Consider the following 17,648-nt stretch of genomic DNA (forward strand, 5'->3'; position numbering starts at 1 on the left):
GGGCGATCGTCGCTTATGCGCGATTCGCCCCTGAGAGCGCCCCGTCAGAAGCCGCTTCCCGACGCCTCCCATTTTCAGGCGGCGCCGGCGATCGCCGAGGAAGCGGCGCTATGGCTGCGCTATCTTGCCGGCGAGCGGCGCGCCTCCCGGCACACGGTCGAGGCCTATGGCCGGGACCTCGCCAATTTTTTGGGCTTTCTGGCGCATCATACTGGTGAGCGGCCGGACGCGGCCGCGCTTAAGTCGCTTCAACCCGCCGACCTGCGCGCCTTCATGGCCAAGCGTCGCCGCGACGGGCTGGAAAGCCGGTCGCTGCTGCGAGCGCTCGCGGCGGTGCGCAACTTTCTGCGCTTCATTGAGAAGAAGGGCCTCGCCCGCACGGACGTCTTTGGCGCCGTGCGTCCGCCCAAGCGTCCGCACAGCCTCCCCAAGGCGCTTACCGTGCCCGACGCCCGCGACGTCGTGGACCCCGAACAAAGAGCGGGCGAGGCGCGAGAGCCTTGGGTGATCGCTCGCGACGCCGCCGTGCTGGCGCTGCTCTACGGCGCCGGATTGCGAATTTCCGAGGCGCTGTCGATCGGGAGCGCCGCGGCGCCGGTCGGCGCCGCCGATCGGGTCACGATCCTGGGGAAGGGCGGCAAGAGCCGGACCGTGCCGGTTATCGCGCCGGTGCGCTCAGCGATCGAAGCCTATCTCGCGCTCTGTCCCTATGATCTTGCCGGCGGGCCGCTGTTTGTCGGCGCGCGCGGCGGGCCGCTCTCGCCGCGCATCATCCAACTCGCCGTCCAGCGCCTGCGCGGGGCGCTCGGCCTGCCCGAGAGCGCGACGCCGCATGCGCTGCGTCATTCCTTTGCAACGCATCTCCTGGGTCGCGGCGGCGATCTGCGCACGATCCAGGAATTGCTTGGCCACGCCTCGCTCTCGACGACGCAGATCTATACCGCGGTCGATAAGACGCGGCTGCTGGATGCTTATCGCTCGGCGCATCCCCGCGCGAAGTGAGGCCAAAGATCGCGTGATGTCCGCGCGGGTGGATGCCCGTGACGCGCGCGTGAGACGGTGCGAGCGGCGACGCCGTCAGAAGCCGCTCACTCCACCGGCTCCACCGCGCTGATCTCGATGCCAAAGCCCGAGAGGCCGACGAAAGCGCGGGGCTTTGACGACGAGGAGCGCAGACGGATCGAGGAAACGCCGAGATCCTTCAAAATCTGCGCGCCGAGACCGACGTCGAGCCATTGCCGCTTGCGCGTTTCCTCCGCTCTTTCCTCCTCGTCCTTCTGGCGTCCGACGATATTCGCCGGCACGCCCGCCGCGCCGTCGCGCAGATAGACGAGCACGCCGCGCCCTTCGCGGGCGAAGCGCGCCAGAGTCTTCTTGATCGTCGGCGCGCCGCACATCACATCGGAGATGATATCGGCGCGATGCAGTCGCGTCGGCACGTCGCGCCCGTCGCCAATCGCGCCCAGAACGAAGGCGAAGTGCTGCACGCTGTCGAACGGCGTCACATAGGCGTGGCCGATCATTGCGCCGGCCTCCGTCTCGACGGGGAACGTCGCGACGCGTTCGACGAGCTTTTCGCGCGCCTGTCGGAACGCGATAAGATCGGAAACCGACACGAGTTTGAGGGCGTGCGCGCGCGCGAATTCCTCGATCTGGCGTCCGGTCATCACCGTGCCGTCGTCATTGGCGAGTTCGCAAATGACGCCGACCGGCGGCAGGCCGGCAAGCTTGCACAGATCGACGGCGGCTTCCGTATGTCCGGAGCGCATCAGCACCCCGCCATCCTTGGCGATCAGCGGGAAGACATGGCCGGGCCGCACGAAGTCGCCCGCGCCCATATTGCCATTGGCGAGCGCGCGCACCGTATTGCAGCGTTGCTCGGCGGAAATGCCGGTGGTGAGCCCGTGGCGCGCGTCGACGGTAACCGTGAAGGCCGTCGCGAGCGGCGCGTCGTTTTCCGCGACCATGGGCGCAAGATGCAGACGGCGCGCCTCCTCGAGCGTGAGCGGCGCGCAGACGATCCCGCTCGTGTGGCGGATGACGAAGGCCATTTTTTCCGGCGTGCAGAGCGCGGCGGCGACGACGAGGTCGCCTTCGTTTTCGCGATCGTCGTCATCGGTGACGACGACGATTTCGCCGCGCGCGACGGCCTCGACGGCTTCTGTGATGGAATGGGACAATGAGATCTCCGGAACCCGCCGCTTGCGGCGCCTGCGTCGCATATCTAGCCTTGCCGCGGCGACGTTTCAAACGGGCGGCTGCGCAGCTTTCGCAATTGTCATTCCCGACGCGCGGCGCGCGATCGGGAATCCAGCATAAAGCCGGCCATTCATGGCGTTGCTCTGGATTCCCGGTCAGGCCTGCGGCCTGCCGGGAATGACATCGTCCCAAAGTCGGCGCCTCCGGATGGTGGTTCCGACGATCGGAAAAAAGGAGGGGGCATTTGCTCGGTACGGAGCCACAGACGCGCATGATACGCGTCTTTTCAAAAAAAACGCTCGCGTCGCTAGGGCTGGCGCTTTTTATCGCCTCCGGGGCGGCGGCCGAGCCCGGCCCTTGCGCCGAGATCGAGGAGCAAGGCGCCGCCTACACAGTATGCGACTTCGACGCGCGCAAGAGCGACATCCGGCTCTTTCTGCGCGATGACAAAGGCGAAATCCTGGGGGCCTTTTCCCGCCTTGCGAGCGAATTGGCGAACAAGGGCGAAACGCTCGTTTTCGCGATGAACGCCGGCATGTATGCGGAAGACCGCACGCCGGTCGGCCTCCATGTCGAAAACGGCCGCACGCTCAACGCCGCCAATACGCGCTCCGGCGCCGGCAATTTCCACCTGAAGCCCAATGGCGTGTTCTGGGTCGACGGCGCGCGCGCCGGCGTCACCGAGACCGCGCGCTACTTAAAAAGCCCGCAGCGCGCGCAATTCGCGACCCAATCAGGACCGATGCTCGTCATCGGCGGGCGCATTCATCCCCGCATTCATGGGGACGGCATGTCGCAGAAATTTCGCAACGGCGTCTGCGTCGAGGACGGCCATATCATGCGCTTCGCGATCTCCAACCAGCCGGTGACGTTTCATCAATTCGCGCTGCTGTTTCGCGATCGCCTGCATTGCCCCGACGCGCTGTTTCTCGATGGCGGCTCGGCGTCGGCGCTCTATGCGCCGTCGCTCTCGCGTCACGACCGCTTCGCGCCGACCATGGGGCCGATCCTCGGCGTCGTCGAGAAGGCGAACCGCTAGCTCAGTCGGAGAAGCGCCGCATTGAGCTTTTCGACGCGCGCCGCCGTCTCTTCGCGCCGTTCGCGATGCTCGTCGATGACCTCTTCTTCGGCCTTGGCGAGGAAGCCCTCATTGGCGAGTTTGGCGTCGAGCTTCTTTAATTCGCCTTCGAGCTTGCCGATCTCTTTCGCCAGTCGCGCTCTTTCGGCGCCAAGGTCGATCACGCCTTCGAGCGGCATGGCGGCGACGCCGCCGCGCACGATGATCTGGGCGCTGCTCTTTGGCGCGGCCTCAGCGAAGCCGATGTGCGAGAGGCGCGCGAGCTTGCGGATCGTCTCGTCCCAGCGCGTCGCGCGCGCCTTGAGCCCGTCATCTGCGCCGATCAGCAGCAGCTCCGTCTCGCTCGTCAGATTCATTTCCGCACGCAGCGAGCGCACCTCGGAAATAAGGTCGACGACCCAGCCGATTTCGCTTTCGGCCTCCGCATCTTCGAGTCCTTCGAGCGACGGCCAGGCGGCGAGCGCCAGCATCGTCTCGCGCTTGGGACCATCCGCGCCCTTGATCGCCCAGAGCTCCTCGGTGAGGAAGGGCATGAAGGGATGCAGCAGCGCGTAAATCTGATCGAGAACGAAGGCTGTCGTTGCGCGCGTCTCGTCCTTGTCGGCGCCGTCGGCGCCTTGCAGTAGCGGCTTGGCGAGTTCGACATACCAGTCGCAGAAGACGCTCCAGACGAAGCGATAGACGGCGTTCGCCGCGTCATTGAAGCGATAGGCTTCGATCGCCGCGCTCACGTCCGCCGTTGTGCGCGCCGCTTCGCCGATAATCCAGCGGTTGAGCGTGATCTTATTGGCGCGCGGATCGTAGCCAGCGACGCGCGCGCAGCCGTTGATTTCCGCGAAGCGCGAGGCGTTCCACAGCTTCGTCGCGAAATTGCGATAGCCCTCGACGCGCTGCGTCGAAAGCTTGATGTCGCGGCCCTGCGCCGCCATCGCCGCGAGCGTGAAGCGCAGAGCATCGGCGCCATATTCGTCGATGAGGCGCAGCGGGTCGATGACATTGCCCTTCGACTTACTCATCTTCGCGCCCTTCTCGTCGCGAACGAGGGCGTGGATATAGACGTCGCGGAAGGGGACCTCATCCATGAAATAGAGGCCCATCATCATCATCCGGGCGACCCAGAAGAAGATGATGTCGAAGCCGGTGACGAGGGCGCTCGTCGGATAATAACGCGCAAGCTCCGGCGTCTTCTCCGGCCAGCCGAGAGTCGAGAAGGGCCAAAGCGCGGAAGAGAACCAGGTGTCGAGCACGTCTTCGTCGCGCGTCAGAGTCACGCCATCGCCGAGTTTGGCGCGCGCTGTGGCAAGCGCAGCCTCTTCCGTCTCTTCGACATAGGCGTTGCCGTCCTCGTCATACCAGGCGGGGATGCGATGACCCCACCAGAGCTGACGCGACACGCACCAGGGCTGGATATTCTCCAGCCACTCGAAATAGGTCTTCTCCCAATTCTTCGGCACGAAAGTCGTGCGGCCCTCGCGCACGGCTTTGAGCGCCGGCTGCGCCAGGGTCTTGGCGTCGACATACCACTGGTCGGTGAGACGCGGCTCGAGCACCGCGCCCGAGCGGTCGCCATGCGGCACCATGTGCTTATGGTCGTCGACGCCCTCGAGCAGCTCGCGCTCCTCCATCATTTCGACGACGCGCTTGCGCGCCGCGAAACGGTCGAGCCCGTCGAGGATGGAGACCGTCGCCGCGAGTTCGGGGGAGGGGTCGACGCCTTCGTGAAACTCGGCGCTGGCGGCAAGCGTCATCTGCGCTTGCGGGTCGAGCACATTGACGAGCCGCAGCCCATGCCGCTTGCCGACCTCGAAATCGTTGAAGTCATGCGCCGGCGTGATTTTCACCGCGCCGGTGCCCTTCTCGGGATCGGAATATTCGTCGGCGACGATCGGGATCAGCCGGCCGACCAATGGCAGACGCACGCGCTTGCCGACGAGCGCCGTATAGCGTTCGTCTTCCGGATGCACGGCGACCGCCGTGTCGCCGAGCATCGTCTCGGGGCGCGTCGTGGCGACGACGATATATTCGCCGGTCTCGTGCCCAGCGTCGTCAACGATCGGATATTTGAAGCGCCACAAATGGCCCTTCACTTCGACCTGCTGCACTTCGAGATCGGAGATCGCCGTGTGCAGCGCCGGGTCCCAATTGACGAGGCGCTTGTCCTTGTAGAGCAGGCCGTCGCGATAGAGCTGCACGAAGACTTTGACGACGGCGCGCGACAGGCCTTCATCGAGCGTGAATCGCTCGCGCGACCAGTCGCAGCTGGCGCCGAGCCGCTTCAGCTGCTCGACGATCTTGCCGCCTGACTCCGCCTTCCAGTCCCAGACGCGCTCGACGAATTTCTCGCGTCCGAGTTCGCGGCGGTGCTCCTGGCGCTCCATCAGCTGGCGTTCGACGACCATCTGCGTCGCGATGCCGGCGTGGTCGGTGCCGGGCTGCCAGAGCACGTCGTCGCCCTTCATCCGGCGATAGCGCACGAGAATGTCCTGCAGCGTATTGTTGAGCGCATGGCCCATATGCAGGCTGCCGGTGACATTCGGCGGCGGAATGACGATGGAATAGGGCGCCGCCCGCGCGCGTTCGGGCCGTCCGGCGCGAAAGGCTTGCGCCTCTTCCCACGCGTCGCGGATGCGCGATTCAATTGAGGCGGGAGCGAAGGTTTTTTCCATGGTCATCGGGTGAGGAGCCTTTTGGCCCCCACCCTGTCCCTCCCCCGCTTCGCGGGAGAGGGGACGCTAACGATCGGCGTTTCGTCGCACGTCAGTGAAGGCTCGAATCTATTCCCTCTCCCGCGAAGCGGGGGAGGGTAGGGGAGGGGGTTACGCCAGCGCCTTGAGTGCGCCTTTGCCGGCGTAGATCGCCGCGTCGCCCAGCTCCTCCTCGATGCGGATGAGCTGGTTGTATTTGGCGGTGCGGTCGGAACGGGCGAGCGAGCCGGTCTTGATCTGGCCGCTGTTGGTCGCGACGACGAGATCGGCGATGGTCGAATCCTCGGTCTCGCCGGAGCGATGCGAGAAGACGGTGGTGTAGCCGGCGCGATGCGCGGTCTCGACCGAAGCGAGCGTCTCGGTCAGCGTGCCGATCTGATTGACCTTGACGAGCAGCGAATTGGCGACGCCCATCTTAATGCCCTCATTGAGGCGCACGACATTGGTGACGAAAAGATCGTCGCCGACGAGCTGCACTTTGTCGCCGATCGCGTCGGTGAGCTTCTTCCAGCCCTCCCAATCGTCCTCGGCCATGCCGTCCTCGATCGACACGATCGGATAGGCGCTGGCGAGCTTGGCGAGATAGGCGACCTGCTCGTCGATCGAGCGCGTCACGCCTTCGCCTTCGTAGACATATTTGCCGTCCTTGAAGAATTCCGTCGCGGCGCAGTCGGAGCAAAGATGCACGTCGACGCCGGGCTTGAAGCCCGCCGTCTCGATCGCCTTCATGATGAAGTCGAGCGCCGCTTCGGCGGAGGGAAGATTGGGCGCGAAGCCGCCTTCATCGCCGACCGAGGTGCTGAGGCCGGCTTTCTTGAGCGCCGCCTTGAGCGTGTGGAAAATCTCCGCGCCCCAGCGGATGGCGTCGCGCACATTCGGCGCGCCGGTCGGCATGATCATGAATTCCTGGAAGTCGATCGGATTGTCGGCATGCACGCCGCCGTTGACGATGTTCATCATCGGGGTTGGCAGCACCCGCGCCTGCACGCCGCCCACGTAGCGATAGAGCGGCAGGGCCGAGGCCTCGGCCGCCGCCTTGGCGACCGCGAGCGACACGCCGAGAATGGCGTTGGCGCCGAGCCGCGACTTGTTCGGCGTCCCGTCGAGCTTGATCATCGCCTCGTCGAGGGCGACCTGATCCTCAGCTTCGAAGCCGAGCAGCGCGCCGGCGATTTCGTCGTTGACGTTGTCGACCGCCGTGAGCACGCCCTTGCCGAGATAGCGAGACTTGTCGCCATCGCGCTTTTCCGCCGCTTCATGCGCGCCCGTCGAGGCGCCGGACGGCACCGCCGCCCGTCCAGACGATCCATCCTCCAGGGTGACGTCGACCTCGACGGTTGGGTTCCCGCGAGAATCCAGAATTTCGCGGGCGTGGATGTCGACGATCTCGGTCATGGGTGCCTCTTCATGATGCGGCGCGGAGCGGCGCGACTTCTTAGACCTATTGCGCGGTCCCGAAAAGCCTCAGCCGTAAAAAGGTTCTGCGTCCGCGGCGGGCTTTTGTGGGATCTGTGCTGCGCCGCGGCGAGCCGCGCCGGTGAAATCCGTTGACTGGGGAGGGGACCTCCCTATCCTTGAGCTTGATTAATGAGCGGGCGTTCGCCGCCAAGCGCGACGGTCGGCGGGAGGTTCGGATGGCCCTAAGCACAACGCGGTTCGCGCGTGGCGTCGTGTTCACCCTTTGCTTTGGGCTTTGGAGTTCGGCCAGCGCTTGGGCTCAATCGCCGGAGCACGTCGCCGCCGCCAAGGCGGTTTTGGAGAAATCTCCCGTCCGAGGCAATTGCGCGCCGGCGCAGGAAGATTTTCTGGGCTGGCCGGCGAGCCTCGTGCAGCGGTGCGAATATCAGCACGAGGCTATGCCTGGCCTCGCCTATGTGCTCGACATCAAGCCGGAAACTCTGGCGCGCTGGGTCGAAACCGGATGCAGCGCGCTGATGGTCGGCGCCGGCCATTGTTTCGACCGGACGCTGAAATGCGCGCTCGACAGCACAGGCGCCAGCTTCGTGATCGGCGGCAATCTGATCGCGGCACGCAGCGGCGTGAAGCAGAATCGCTTTTATCGCAACGGCGTCGCGATCGTTGCGCCCAAAAGCGGGATGCCGGGCGCCGTGCCGATCCAAGAGCAGGAGCAGATCGCGCATATGCCGGAAAAGGACGTCTCGGCGATGCTCGACCGTGGCGGCGTCGCCTTGTGGAACACCCTGCCTTATCAATTCGCGGTCAAGGCCCTCGAATTCGCCGTGCCGGCGGAGATGAACACGCCGGACAGGCGCGAGAAATGGCTCGAAATGGTGCGTGTCGAAATGCTGAAGGCGCTGGAGAGCCCCGAGAACCGCCTTCTCTCGGGCTGGATGTCGGCGCATCCGATCACCTTGCGCGCGGGCGAATGTCCCGACTCGCGCGACCCGTGAGCCGTTTGGCGCTTGACGCGGCGGCGATCGCGCCTTTGTTACGCGCATGACCAAGACGCATAAGGGCGCCGCGCTGCTCGGCCGCACGGCCGCGCTGCCGGCTTCGCCGGACGAGGCCGAACTCGATCTCGTTCCCAATCCCCACAAAGACGCGACCTATCTCGTGCGCTTCACCGCGCCGGAGTTCACCTCGCTTTGCCCGGTGACGGGACAGCCCGATTTCGCGCATATCGTTATCGACTATGTCCCGGCCGAATGGCTGGTCGAGTCAAAGGCGCTGAAGCTGTACCTTGGAAGTTTCCGAAACCACGGCGCCTTTCACGAAGACTGCACGCTGCGGATCGCGCGCGATCTCGTTGCGGCGATGACGCCGAAATGGCTGCGCATCGGCGGCTATTGGTATCCGCGCGGCGGCATGCCGATCGACGTCTTCTGGCAGACCGGCGCCCCGCCCGAAGGGCTGTGGCTTCCTGATCAGGGCGTGCCGCCCTACCGGGGGCGAGGCTAGGAGTCACTTTTTCGCGAGCCGCGCTCTAGCGCCGCGCCGGATAGTCCATCCCGACTGCGTCGCGATACGCCTTCATTTGCCCCTGGCTTCGATAGAAGAGCATAGAGATGATCCAGCTCGCGATCAGGATCGCGGCGATCGCAAAGCCGAAATTGGCAAGATTGTCGTTAAGTCCCTGAACGAGGCGCCAAAGGCCGCCTTCGAAGCCGAGCTTATCGCCGATCAAGCCGAGCGCTTCGATGCCGCCGATGAAAATGGCGACGATCACCGACATCGCGGTCATGACCAGATTGTACCAAAGTTTCCTCAGCGGATCGTCGAACGCCCAGCCGTAGGCGCCGGTCATCACGAGGCTGTCCGTGGTGTCCATCAACGACATGCCGGCGGTGAACAGCGCCGGAAAGACCAGAATTGTCGAAAATGACATGCCTTGCGCGGCCTGCGCCGCCGAAATTCCGAGCAGGCCGATCTCCGTCGCCGTGTCGAAGCCCAGTCCCAACAGAAATCCGACGACGTACATGTGCCATGACCGCGAAACAAAGCGGAACAGCGGGCGGAAAACCCGGGTGAACACGCCTCGCCCGTTGAGCAGACGGTCGAGGTCCTCTTCGAGGACCGGTTCGCCAAGTCGGGCGCGGCTGTAGGCCGACCAGATGCCCCTGAGCAGGAGAAGATTTGCAAGGCCGATGACGATGAGGAACGAAGCTGACGCCATCGTGCCGATGGCGCCGCCGAAGGCTTGAAACTCCTGCGCCTGGCCCTGCATGGCCACGGCCGCCGCCGCCATCAGGACCGAAGCGAGCGCGACGAAGGTGGAGTGGCCGAGCGAGAAGAAAAATCCGACCGAATAGGGCGTCTTGCCGTCCTGCATCAATTTGCGGACGACATTGTCGATAGCGGCGATGTGATCGGCGTCGAAGGCATGGCGAAGCCCGAACATAAAGGCCAGAACGGCGGCCCCCATCAGGCCCGGACGATCGGAGAAGGCTGTCCACGCCCAAGTCCAGGCCAAGACATTCGCCGCGATGATCACGCCATAGGTCGCCGCAGCCTTGGCTTTGAAATTGTCGCCTTGGTCATCGAAAGGATTGAGCGCCATGACCCCCGCCGCCTGAGCAATAAAGACCCTTAACCGTAATCGCTTAATTAGGAAAGTTCATACGGGCGACGAGCGGGCGGGAACCGACTTGACCAAGTGGCTACGGGTAGCCACTATTCTCCCATGACGACTGTTTCGATCAAAGACGCCAAAAATCGCCTGACCGAACTTGCCCGACAGGTCGAGAAGGGCGAAACGATCGTCGTGACGCGGAATGGGAAACCGGTGTTCGATCTGGTTCCTCATCAACCCAAACGCGGCTTGCGGCTCGAAGCCGTCGACGAATTCAAGAAACGACACGGCCTCCAGTCCATCGTCACTTTCCTCGCTGAGGATTTCGACGCGCCCTTGCCGGAAGACTTCCTGCTGCGCCCGCTGCCGGATGATGCATGAGGCTGCTGCTCGACACGCATATTCTGCTGGCGTTGATTGAAAACTGTGTCGCCGAGTTCGGATCGCACGTGCAGTCTTTGCTGAAGAATGAAGATGCGGAATTTCTGGTCAGCGTCGCGAGTCTTTGGGAGATCGCCATCAAGTGGCGTCTGGGCAAACTCGAACTCGCGATAAATCTTGAGATGCTTCCCGAACTGCTGGAAGCGATGGGGATCGAGGTCATCTCAATCAACGCGCGGCATGCGCTCGTCGCGGTTGAACCTGAGCCGCACACGCGCGACCCGTTTGATCGCCTGTTGCTGGCGCAATGCAAAATCGAGGCGTTGCGTCTCGTGACGATTGATCGCGCGCTTCTCGACCATCCGTTGGCTGCGCGCAAGGCTTAGCGGATAGCCTTCGCCAGACGGTCGAACGCCATCAGCTCCTTGACCATTGTTTCGAGCTCGCCGAGCGGGACTTGCGTCGCGCCGTCCGAGATCGCCGCGCCCGGATCGGGATGCGTCTCGATGAAAAGCGCCGCGACGCCGACGGCGACCGCCGCGCGGGCGAGCGTTGAAACAAAACGCCGCTCGCCCGAAGAAGCCGCGCCGGCGCCGCTCGGCTGCTGAACGGCGTGGGTCGCGTCGAAAATAACCGGCGCGCCGGTCGTTTCCCTCAAAATCGGCAGCGCGCGCATGTCGGCGATGAGCGCATTATAGCCAAAGCTCGTGCCGCGCTCGGTGACGAGCACGCCGGCGGCGCCGGCCTCGCGCGCTTTCTCGACGGCGTGGATCATGTCCCAGGGCGCCAGGAACGGACCCTTCTTGATATTGACGGGGCGTCCGGCTTTCGCCGCCGCGACGATGAGATCGGTCTGGCGGGAGAGGAAGGCGGGAATCTGCAAGAGGTCGACGACCTCGGCGACGCGCGCGCATTGCCACGCTTCATGCACGTCGGTCGTTATCGGGAGGCCGGTCTTTTCTTTGATTTTAGCAAAGATCGGCAGAGCGGCGTCGAGGCCGACGCCCCGCGCCGCTTCGCCGCTGGTGCGGTTCGCCTTGTCGAAGGACGCCTTGAAGACGACGCCGATCTTCAGCCGCTCGCCGAGCCGGGCAAGCTCTTCAGCGACCTTGAGCCCCATGTCCGCGCTTTCAAGCGCGCAGGGGCCGGCGATCAGCGTCAGCGGCAAATCGTTGCCGATCTCGACGCGGCGCGCGCCGTCTCCGATGATTACGCTTGTCACCCAGGCCTTTTCTCATGTTTTCACGAGCCGCGCGACCTCGGCGCGCAGCGCCGGCAGGACCTCGGCTTCGAACCAGGGATTGCGCTTCAGCCAGCCGCTGTTGCGCCAGGACGGATGGGGGAGGGGAAAGATCAGCGGCGTCGTGTTCTGGAACTCGCGCCAGCGCGCGACGATTTCTGAAACGCTCGCGCCTTTCCGCAGCGCATGGCCGAGCCGCGCGAAATGATAGTCCTGCGCATATCGGCCGATCGCGACGACCGTCTCGATCTGCGGCAGCGTCGCGAAGAGTTCGTCGTGCCAGCGTGGGCGACATTCAGGGCGCGGCGGCAGGTCGCCGCCGGCGGCGTCGTAACCCGGAAAGCAGAAGCCCATCGGGACGATGGCGATGCGCGAGACATCGTAGAAGGTCTCTCGATCCACGCCCATCCAGTCACGCAGCCGATCGCCGGAAGGATCGTTGAAGGGAACGCCGGTCTGATTGACGAGATTGCCGGGCGCCTGGCTGGCGAGGAGAAGCCGCGCGCTGGGCGAGACGCGCAGCACCGGCCGCGGCTCATGCAGCAGCTTCACGCCCGCGGGCGTTTCGGCGCAGAAACGGCAGGCGCGGATGCGCCCCGTTATCTCCTCAAGCTTCCCGTTCAGCGAACGCCCCGTCATTACGGCACGACGCTTGGACGCGCCGAGACGTCCGCGCGCCAGCGCGAAAGATTCGGCAGATCTTGAGGGATCTCGACCCGCGCGGCCTTGGTCAGATCCATGGCGACGATGGCGGTGATGTCGGCGATCGTGAAGTCATCGGAGGCGATGAAGCGCCGCGCGGCGAGCTCCCCATCGAGAAAGCGCATCATCTGCTGCGCGCGCGGCCGCTGATGCTCGGCCAATTGCGGCAGCTGCGGCGATTCGAGCCGCGCCAGCGCCGGATGGCTGTGACGAAAAGCGAGCGCCACCGGCGTGAACAGGCGAAATTCCACCCGGCGCTGCCACATCTCGACAAAGGCCTGTTCGCGCGAGTCGCGGCCAAAGAGCGGCGGGTCGGGATAAAGCGACTCGATGTAGCGGCAGATGGCGACGGATTCGGTGAGAGTCGCGCCGTCGTCGAGAACGAGCGCCGGCGCCTCCTTGAGCGGGTTAATCTGCGCATAGGCCTCGCTCTTATGCTCTTGCGCCATGAGGTTGACGTCGCGAACGGGAATCGTGACGTTTTTCTCAGCCAGAAAAATGCGGACGCGTCTGGGATTGGGCGCGAGCGGCGTATTATAGAGCAGCATGTCGATCTCGTTCCGGGTTCGGATAGGGGGATTTGTTGCGACTGGCGATGGCGGCGTGAAAACGTTCCGAAAATGCATTCCCGTCAGCGGCGGTTCGCAGTTTTAGCGCCATGATTTAAGTTAAGCGCGATGACGAACACTCTCTCGACTCACTCCGCCGCTGCGCTCGTGCTGTTTTCCGGCGGGCAGGATTCCACGACCTGCCTTGCCTGGGCGCTGTCACGCTTCGACCGCGTCGAGACGGTCGGATTCGATTACGGCCAGCGCCACCGTGTCGAACTCTCGCGCCGCGCGGGGCTACGCGACGGCCTTATTCGCCTGTCGCCGCTTTGGGCCGAGCGGCTGGGCGAAGATCGCACGATTTCGATCGAGGCGCTCGGCGCGATCTCCGAGACGGCGTTGACGCGCAACGCGGAGATCGCCTTCGCCGCCGACGGGCTTCCCAACACATTCGTTCCGGGGCGCAATCTGCTGTTTCTGACCTTCGCCGCGGCGCTCGCCTATCGCCGCGGCGTCGCCGATCTCGTCGGCGGCATGTGCGAAACGGACTATTCGGGCTATCCCGATTGCCGCGATCAGACGATCCGCGCCATGGCGCAGGCGCTCAGTCTCGGCATGGACCGCAGCATGAATATTCATACGCCGCTGATGTGGATCGACAAGGCGGCGACCTGGCGACTGGCGGAATCGCTCGGCGGCGAACCGCTGGTGCGGCTCATCGTCGAAGAAACCCACACCTGCTATCTCGGCGAGAGGGGCCGCCGTTTCGACTGGGGCTATGGCTGCGGCGAATGCCCCGCCTGCAAGCTGCGCGCGCATGGCTGGGAGAACTATCGCGCCGGAAGCGTTCGCGCGACCGCTTGAGACCAGTCCGACCGCTCAACTGTGGCATGAGGGCCACAGTCGGCGCTGACGTCATCACGCCGAACGAAGACTCATTGACAGGCTTCAGCCAGCTCTGAATATGTTATGTTATAACATATTCACGAAGAGAGCGGGCGTCGATGAGGAAGAGCGTTTTGGTCGGCGCAGCGGCCGGCGGCGCAGTCGTGGGGCTTTTCACCAGCGTCGCGAGCGCGTTGGCTCAGCAGGCCTTGCCGCCGATTGAAGTCGGCTCCGTGAGTCCGATCAAGCGCGCCAAGATCGTCTCCCCGCCACAGACACCCCCAGCCCCCGGCGGGCGCAACCGCAACGTCGCCGGCCCGAGCGGACCCGAGCCGCGCGAACCGGCCGTGGCGCCGCTAGGCGTCCTTCCCATCGTCGCCGATCAATTCGCGACGGTCACGGTCGTCACCAATGAAGAGCTGCGGCGCTCGCCGGGCGCGACGCTTGGCGATGTGCTCTTCGCCAAGCCGGGCGTCACCGGATCGACCTTCGCGCCCGGCGCGGCGAGCCGTCCCATTGTGCGCGGCCTCGACAACTACCGGGTGCGCATCCAGGAAAATGGCGTCAGCAACAGCGGCGTCTCGGAACTCGGCGAGGACCACGCCGTACCGCTCGATCCTGTCGGCGCGAGCCAGGTCGAGGTGGTGCGCGGCCCCGCGACGCTGCGCTGGGGGTCGCAAGCGATCGGCGGCGTCGTCAACGTCGAGAACAACCGCATTCCCACGGCCTTGCCCTGCCGTCTTGCTTTCATCCCTACGGCCGAGACGGAGGGTTGCTCGGTCATCGAGACTCGCGGCGCGGTGATGACTGTCGACAATGGGTTGGAAAACGCGACGCTGCTCGACGTCGGCCGCGGCAACGTCGCCTTCCACATGGATGTCCATGGCCGTCGCAGCAGCGACTACCTTATTCCCGGCTATCCTTATCTTTTTCCGCCGGATCCGGCGCCGCCGGTCTTTGGACGCCAGCCCAATTCGTCAATGCGCTCGGCCGGCGGTTCGGTCGGCGGCTCCTATTTCTTCGACGGCGGCTTCGTCGGCGTCGCGGTGACGCAGTTCAACTCGCGCTATCACATCCCCGGCATTGAGCCGACGGAGACCAATACGCGCATCGAACTTCGCCAGACGCGCGTGACGACCAAGGGCGAGTTCCGTCCGCAGTCGGCCTATATCGAAGCCGTCCGCTTCTGGGCGGGTCTGACCGACTACAAGCACCACGAACTCGCCAATGAGGGGGGCTTCGACGGCGTTCAGCAGACCTTCACCAACAAGGATCTCGAGGCGCGGGTCGAAACGCAGCTTCGCCCGGTCGATCTGTCCTTCGCGACTCTGACAAGCGCCTTCGGCGTGCAGGGCATGCATCAGATCCTGACCTCGCCAGGACGCGAGGGCGGGCTCTTCGACCCCAATCGGACGCGAAGCGTCGCCGGCTATTGGTTCAATGAATTCAGACTGACCGACACATCGAGAATGCAGCTTGCGGGACGCATCGAACATGCGACCGTCTCCGGCGCGTTTCCCGAACTCCTCGTCTCCGGCGCGTTTCCCGAACTCCTCGTCTCCGGCGCATTTCCCGAACCCCTCGCTGATCCGGCGCTGCAAGTCGCCCGCGTGCGAAATTTCACGCCGAAGAGCGGGGCCTTTGGGTTCCTCCAGGATCTGCCGGAAGGCGTCGTCGCCAGTCTGACCGCGCAATATGTCGAACGCGCGCCGCGCGCGCCCGAACTCTTTTCGCGCGGGATCCATGAAGCGACGGGGACCTTCGACATCGGCAATCCGAATCTTCGCATTGAAGGGGCGAAGACCATCGAAATCGGCCTGCGCCGCCCAGTCGGCCCATTCCGCTTCGAGGCGACAGCCTACCTCACGCGCTTTGACGGCTTTATCTTCCGAAATCTCACCGGCGCGGTCTGCGAGGAAGATATTTCGAGCTGCGCCTTGGAAGGCGAGGGCGATCTGCGCGAGGCGATCTATTCGCAGCGCAATGCGCTCTTCCGGGGCGGCGAGTTTCAAAGCCAACTCGACGTCGCGACGCTGGCAGGCGGCGTTTTTGGGGCGGAGCACCAGTTCGACGTGGTGCGGGCGACATTCGTGGGCGGCGGCAACGTCCCCCGCATTCCGCCCGTTCGGCTCGGAGGCGGATTGTTCTGGCGAGATACGAACTGGCTGCTGCGGGTCAACCTCCTGCACGCCTTCGCGCAGCGCAACATCGACCCAACCAATGAAACGCCAACGAAGGGCTATAATTTGCTGAGGGCTGAAATCAGCTACCGCATGCTGCTCGATCCGGGCGATCCGCTGAGCCGCGAATTGAGGCTGGGACTGGTCGGCGACAATCTCCTCAACGAGGACATCCGCAACAGCGTCTCCTACCGCAAGGATGAAGTGCTGCTCCCGGGCGCGAATCTGCGGTTTTTCGCGAATGCGCGCTTTTAAGCGCCTGAGGCGTTTCGGCTTGATCGCCGGGGCGAAATAGGGCATAGGCGGGGCCAACGAAGCGCTGGGCGTATCCCGGCCAGTTCACTATTGCCGGGGTGAGATCGATGAAAGTCCGCAACTCTTTGAAATCTCTGCGTTCGCGCCATCGCGCCAACCAGATCGTGCGCCGCAAAGGCCGCGTCTACATCATCAACAAGGTGCAGAAGCGCTATAAGGCGCGCCAAGGCTGATCAGGGGTCCGTCGTGATTTCTGCTACGCGAGAAACGTCGCTTTTGCTCAGCATTGCATATCGCTGGCGTCGCGCTTTCTAAGCGCGGCGCGTCATATTTCCATGACCCGAGCCGCTGTTACGGCGTCGGGCATTTACTAATGACTAAGCGACCGTGGCTGCGGCTCTCAACGAGAGAGACTTTGCGCCATGACCAGAACCCGTCCCTCTGTGATCCTGACGGGCGACCGTACGACCGGTCCGTTGCATCTAGGTCACTATGCCGGTTCGCTTCAGAACCGCGTCGCCTTGCAACACATTCACCAGCAATATCTACTGCTGGCTGACACGCAGGCGCTCACCGATAACGCTCATGACCCAGAGAAGGTACGCAGTAACGTATTGGAAGTTGCGTTCGACTATCTGGCTGTTGGCGTCGATCCCGCAGTCTCCACGATCTGCGTCCAATCCGCGCTGCCCGCACTTTGCGAACTGACGCTGCTATATCTGAACTTTGTTAGTCTCGCCCGTCTCGAGCGCAACCCAACCATCAAGGAGGAGATACGCGCACGTGGTTTCGGTCGCGACATCCCTGCCGGGTTCCTTTGTTATCCTGCCGCGCAAGCGGCCGATATAACGGCGTTCAAAGCGACGCTGGCGCCTGTTGGAGAAGACCAGGCGCCGATCATCGAACAAACTAACGAGATCGTGCGGCGGCTCAATCGACAGATCGGTCGAGAGGTGCTCGTGGAAGCTCGGGCTTTGATCCCGCGCGTCGGACGCCTTCCCGGCGTCGACGGCAGATCGAAGATGAGTAAGTCCCAAGGCAATGCTATCCCGCTCTCGGCAAGTGATGATGAAATAGAGGAGGCGGTGCGGCGCATGTATACCGATCCCGGCCATCTGCGCGCCTCTGACCCCGGCCGTGTCGAAGGTAATGTCGTCTTCACCTATCTGGATGCATTCGACGATGACCGCGAGTCCGTCGCCAATCTCAAGGCTCATTATCAGCGTGGCGGGCTCGGCGATATGGCGCTGAAATCGCGTCTGACTGACGTTTTAAAGGCGTTACTTGGCCCAATTCGCGAGCGGAGGTCTGAGCTGATGCGCGATCCTGATTTCGTTATGGACGTTCTCCGAACGGGGACGCGCAAAGCGCAAAGTCTAACCGCAGAGACCATGGCGGAAGTGCGCGAGGCCTTAGGGCTTTTTGACCTGAAGCAGACGCTTTGA

17 protein-coding genes are annotated in these 17,648 nt (G+C 64.0%); 10 read left to right on the forward strand and 7 right to left on the reverse strand.

What is annotated here, in order from left to right; genetic code table 11:
* Nucleotides 1–15: 15 nt before the first annotated feature.
* Nucleotides 16–1,002 carry a tyrosine recombinase XerC gene (locus IYW40_RS17360; RefSeq protein WP_196401547.1) on the forward strand — a complete coding sequence of 329 codons (987 nt, stop codon included), beginning with the start codon at nucleotides 16–18 and terminating at the stop codon, nucleotides 1,000–1,002.
* A gap of 86 nt (nucleotides 1,003–1,088) precedes the next feature.
* Here the strand turns inward: IYW40_RS17360 and ribB are convergent, their stop codons facing one another.
* Nucleotides 1,089–2,180, reverse strand: a complete 1,092-nt coding sequence (ribB, locus tag IYW40_RS17365) for a 3,4-dihydroxy-2-butanone-4-phosphate synthase (protein WP_196401548.1) — start codon at nucleotides 2,178–2,180, stop codon at nucleotides 1,089–1,091.
* A 290-nt stretch (nucleotides 2,181–2,470) separates the two neighbouring features.
* Between ribB and IYW40_RS17370 the strand changes: the two genes are divergently transcribed.
* On the forward strand, nucleotides 2,471–3,238 hold the full coding sequence (locus IYW40_RS17370; protein ID WP_196401549.1) for a phosphodiester glycosidase family protein: 768 nt from the start codon (nucleotides 2,471–2,473) through the stop codon (nucleotides 3,236–3,238).
* Here the strand turns inward: IYW40_RS17370 and IYW40_RS17375 are convergent.
* The gene (locus IYW40_RS17375; RefSeq protein ID WP_196402203.1) at nucleotides 3,235–5,943 is read right to left on the reverse strand and encodes a valine--tRNA ligase; all 2,709 of its coding nucleotides are present in this window, start codon (nucleotides 5,941–5,943) and stop codon (nucleotides 3,235–3,237) included. The genes IYW40_RS17370 and IYW40_RS17375 overlap by 4 nt on opposite strands.
* Before the next feature lie 150 nt (nucleotides 5,944–6,093).
* A complete protein-coding gene (gene eno, locus IYW40_RS17380; protein ID WP_196401550.1) occupies nucleotides 6,094–7,377 on the reverse strand; it encodes a phosphopyruvate hydratase in 1,284 nt (427 codons plus the stop codon).
* A 239-nt stretch (nucleotides 7,378–7,616) separates the two neighbouring features.
* Here eno and IYW40_RS17385 point away from each other — a divergent pair, with 239 nt between their 5' ends.
* The gene (locus IYW40_RS17385; RefSeq protein ID WP_196401551.1) at nucleotides 7,617–8,393 is read left to right on the forward strand and encodes a hypothetical protein; all 777 of its coding nucleotides are present in this window, start codon (nucleotides 7,617–7,619) and stop codon (nucleotides 8,391–8,393) included.
* A gap of 46 nt (nucleotides 8,394–8,439) precedes the next feature.
* Complete coding sequence (gene queF / locus IYW40_RS17390; RefSeq protein WP_196401552.1) at nucleotides 8,440–8,901, forward strand: preQ(1) synthase; 462 nt, start codon at nucleotides 8,440–8,442, stop codon at nucleotides 8,899–8,901.
* Between the two features lie 25 nt (nucleotides 8,902–8,926).
* On the opposite strand, the gene IYW40_RS17395 is transcribed toward queF, so the two are convergent.
* Nucleotides 8,927–10,000, reverse strand: a complete 1,074-nt coding sequence (locus tag IYW40_RS17395; RefSeq protein WP_196401553.1) for a HoxN/HupN/NixA family nickel/cobalt transporter — start codon at nucleotides 9,998–10,000, stop codon at nucleotides 8,927–8,929.
* Nucleotides 10,001–10,123: 123 nt separating this feature from the next.
* Here IYW40_RS17395 and IYW40_RS17400 point away from each other — a divergent pair, with 123 nt between their 5' ends.
* Both IYW40_RS17400 and IYW40_RS17405 read left to right on the forward strand, forming a co-directional pair.
* Nucleotides 10,124–10,393, forward strand: a complete 270-nt coding sequence (locus tag IYW40_RS17400; protein WP_175093743.1) for a type II toxin-antitoxin system prevent-host-death family antitoxin — start codon at nucleotides 10,124–10,126, stop codon at nucleotides 10,391–10,393.
* Nucleotides 10,390–10,779: a type II toxin-antitoxin system VapC family toxin gene (locus tag IYW40_RS17405; RefSeq protein ID WP_196401554.1), complete on the forward strand. Its 390-nt coding sequence runs from the start codon at nucleotides 10,390–10,392 to the stop codon at nucleotides 10,777–10,779. Before IYW40_RS17400 ends, IYW40_RS17405 begins: the two co-directional genes overlap by 4 nt.
* On the opposite strand, the gene kdsA is transcribed toward IYW40_RS17405, so the two are convergent.
* From kdsA to IYW40_RS17420, 3 genes are read right to left on the reverse strand one after another with little or no spacing between them, the layout of a single operon-like run.
* Nucleotides 10,776–11,615 (reverse strand): 3-deoxy-8-phosphooctulonate synthase, encoded by an 840-nt coding sequence (kdsA, locus tag IYW40_RS17410; RefSeq protein ID WP_196401555.1) that lies wholly within the window; start codon nucleotides 11,613–11,615, stop codon nucleotides 10,776–10,778. The genes IYW40_RS17405 and kdsA overlap by 4 nt on opposite strands.
* Before the next feature lie 12 nt (nucleotides 11,616–11,627).
* On the reverse strand, nucleotides 11,628–12,272 hold the full coding sequence (locus IYW40_RS17415) for a uracil-DNA glycosylase family protein (RefSeq protein WP_196401556.1): 645 nt from the start codon (nucleotides 12,270–12,272) through the stop codon (nucleotides 11,628–11,630).
* Nucleotides 12,272–12,883 carry a glutathione S-transferase gene (locus tag IYW40_RS17420; protein WP_196401557.1) on the reverse strand — a complete coding sequence of 204 codons (612 nt, stop codon included), beginning with the start codon at nucleotides 12,881–12,883 and terminating at the stop codon, nucleotides 12,272–12,274. The genes IYW40_RS17415 and IYW40_RS17420 overlap by 1 nt, the downstream gene beginning before the upstream one ends.
* Nucleotides 12,884–13,012: 129 nt before the next feature.
* On the opposite strand from IYW40_RS17420, the gene queC reads away from it, so the two are divergent.
* From queC to trpS, 4 genes are all read left to right on the forward strand, one after another.
* Entirely contained in the window at nucleotides 13,013–13,747 is a 735-nt protein-coding gene (queC, locus tag IYW40_RS17425) for a 7-cyano-7-deazaguanine synthase QueC (RefSeq protein WP_196401558.1), read from the forward strand.
* A gap of 140 nt (nucleotides 13,748–13,887) precedes the next feature.
* Nucleotides 13,888–16,203 (forward strand): TonB-dependent receptor, encoded by a 2,316-nt coding sequence (locus tag IYW40_RS17430; protein WP_196401559.1) that lies wholly within the window; start codon nucleotides 13,888–13,890, stop codon nucleotides 16,201–16,203.
* A gap of 107 nt (nucleotides 16,204–16,310) precedes the next feature.
* Nucleotides 16,311–16,436 carry a type B 50S ribosomal protein L36 gene (gene ykgO / locus IYW40_RS17435; RefSeq protein ID WP_018407448.1) on the forward strand — a complete coding sequence of 42 codons (126 nt, stop codon included), beginning with the start codon at nucleotides 16,311–16,313 and terminating at the stop codon, nucleotides 16,434–16,436.
* Between the two features lie 189 nt (nucleotides 16,437–16,625).
* Complete coding sequence (gene trpS, locus IYW40_RS17440; RefSeq protein ID WP_196401560.1) at nucleotides 16,626–17,648, forward strand: tryptophan--tRNA ligase; 1,023 nt, start codon at nucleotides 16,626–16,628, stop codon at nucleotides 17,646–17,648.

This window comes from Methylocystis sp. H4A (assembly GCF_015709545.1).
GTDB classification, from domain to species: Bacteria; Pseudomonadota; Alphaproteobacteria; order Rhizobiales; family Beijerinckiaceae; genus Methylocystis; species Methylocystis silviterrae.

What these genes read in the sequence shown, in the direction of transcription:
- IYW40_RS17360 (WP_196401547.1), top strand. Translation starts at nt 16, where the DNA reads ATGCGCGATTCGCCCCTGAGAGCGCCCCGTCAGAAGCCGCTTCCCGAC.
- IYW40_RS17370 (WP_196401549.1), top strand. Translation starts at nt 2,471, where the DNA reads ATGATACGCGTCTTTTCAAAAAAAACGCTCGCGTCGCTAGGGCTGGCG.
- IYW40_RS17375 (WP_196402203.1), bottom strand. Translation starts at nt 5,943, where the DNA reads ATGGAAAAAACCTTCGCTCCCGCCTCAATTGAATCGCGCATCCGCGAC.
- eno (WP_196401550.1), bottom strand. Translation starts at nt 7,377, where the DNA reads ATGACCGAGATCGTCGACATCCACGCCCGCGAAATTCTGGATTCTCGC.
- IYW40_RS17385 (WP_196401551.1), top strand. Translation starts at nt 7,617, where the DNA reads ATGGCCCTAAGCACAACGCGGTTCGCGCGTGGCGTCGTGTTCACCCTT.
- queF (WP_196401552.1), top strand. Translation starts at nt 8,440, where the DNA reads ATGACCAAGACGCATAAGGGCGCCGCGCTGCTCGGCCGCACGGCCGCG.
- IYW40_RS17395 (WP_196401553.1), bottom strand. Translation starts at nt 10,000, where the DNA reads ATGGCGCTCAATCCTTTCGATGACCAAGGCGACAATTTCAAAGCCAAG.
- IYW40_RS17400 (WP_175093743.1), top strand. Translation starts at nt 10,124, where the DNA reads ATGACGACTGTTTCGATCAAAGACGCCAAAAATCGCCTGACCGAACTT.
- IYW40_RS17405 (WP_196401554.1), top strand. Translation starts at nt 10,390, where the DNA reads ATGAGGCTGCTGCTCGACACGCATATTCTGCTGGCGTTGATTGAAAAC.
- IYW40_RS17415 (WP_196401556.1), bottom strand. Translation starts at nt 12,272, where the DNA reads ATGACGGGGCGTTCGCTGAACGGGAAGCTTGAGGAGATAACGGGGCGC.
- IYW40_RS17420 (WP_196401557.1), bottom strand. Translation starts at nt 12,883, where the DNA reads ATGCTGCTCTATAATACGCCGCTCGCGCCCAATCCCAGACGCGTCCGC.
- queC (WP_196401558.1), top strand. Translation starts at nt 13,013, where the DNA reads ATGACGAACACTCTCTCGACTCACTCCGCCGCTGCGCTCGTGCTGTTT.
- IYW40_RS17430 (WP_196401559.1), top strand. Translation starts at nt 13,888, where the DNA reads ATGAGGAAGAGCGTTTTGGTCGGCGCAGCGGCCGGCGGCGCAGTCGTG.
- ykgO (WP_018407448.1), top strand. Translation starts at nt 16,311, where the DNA reads ATGAAAGTCCGCAACTCTTTGAAATCTCTGCGTTCGCGCCATCGCGCC.
- trpS (WP_196401560.1), top strand. Translation starts at nt 16,626, where the DNA reads ATGACCAGAACCCGTCCCTCTGTGATCCTGACGGGCGACCGTACGACC.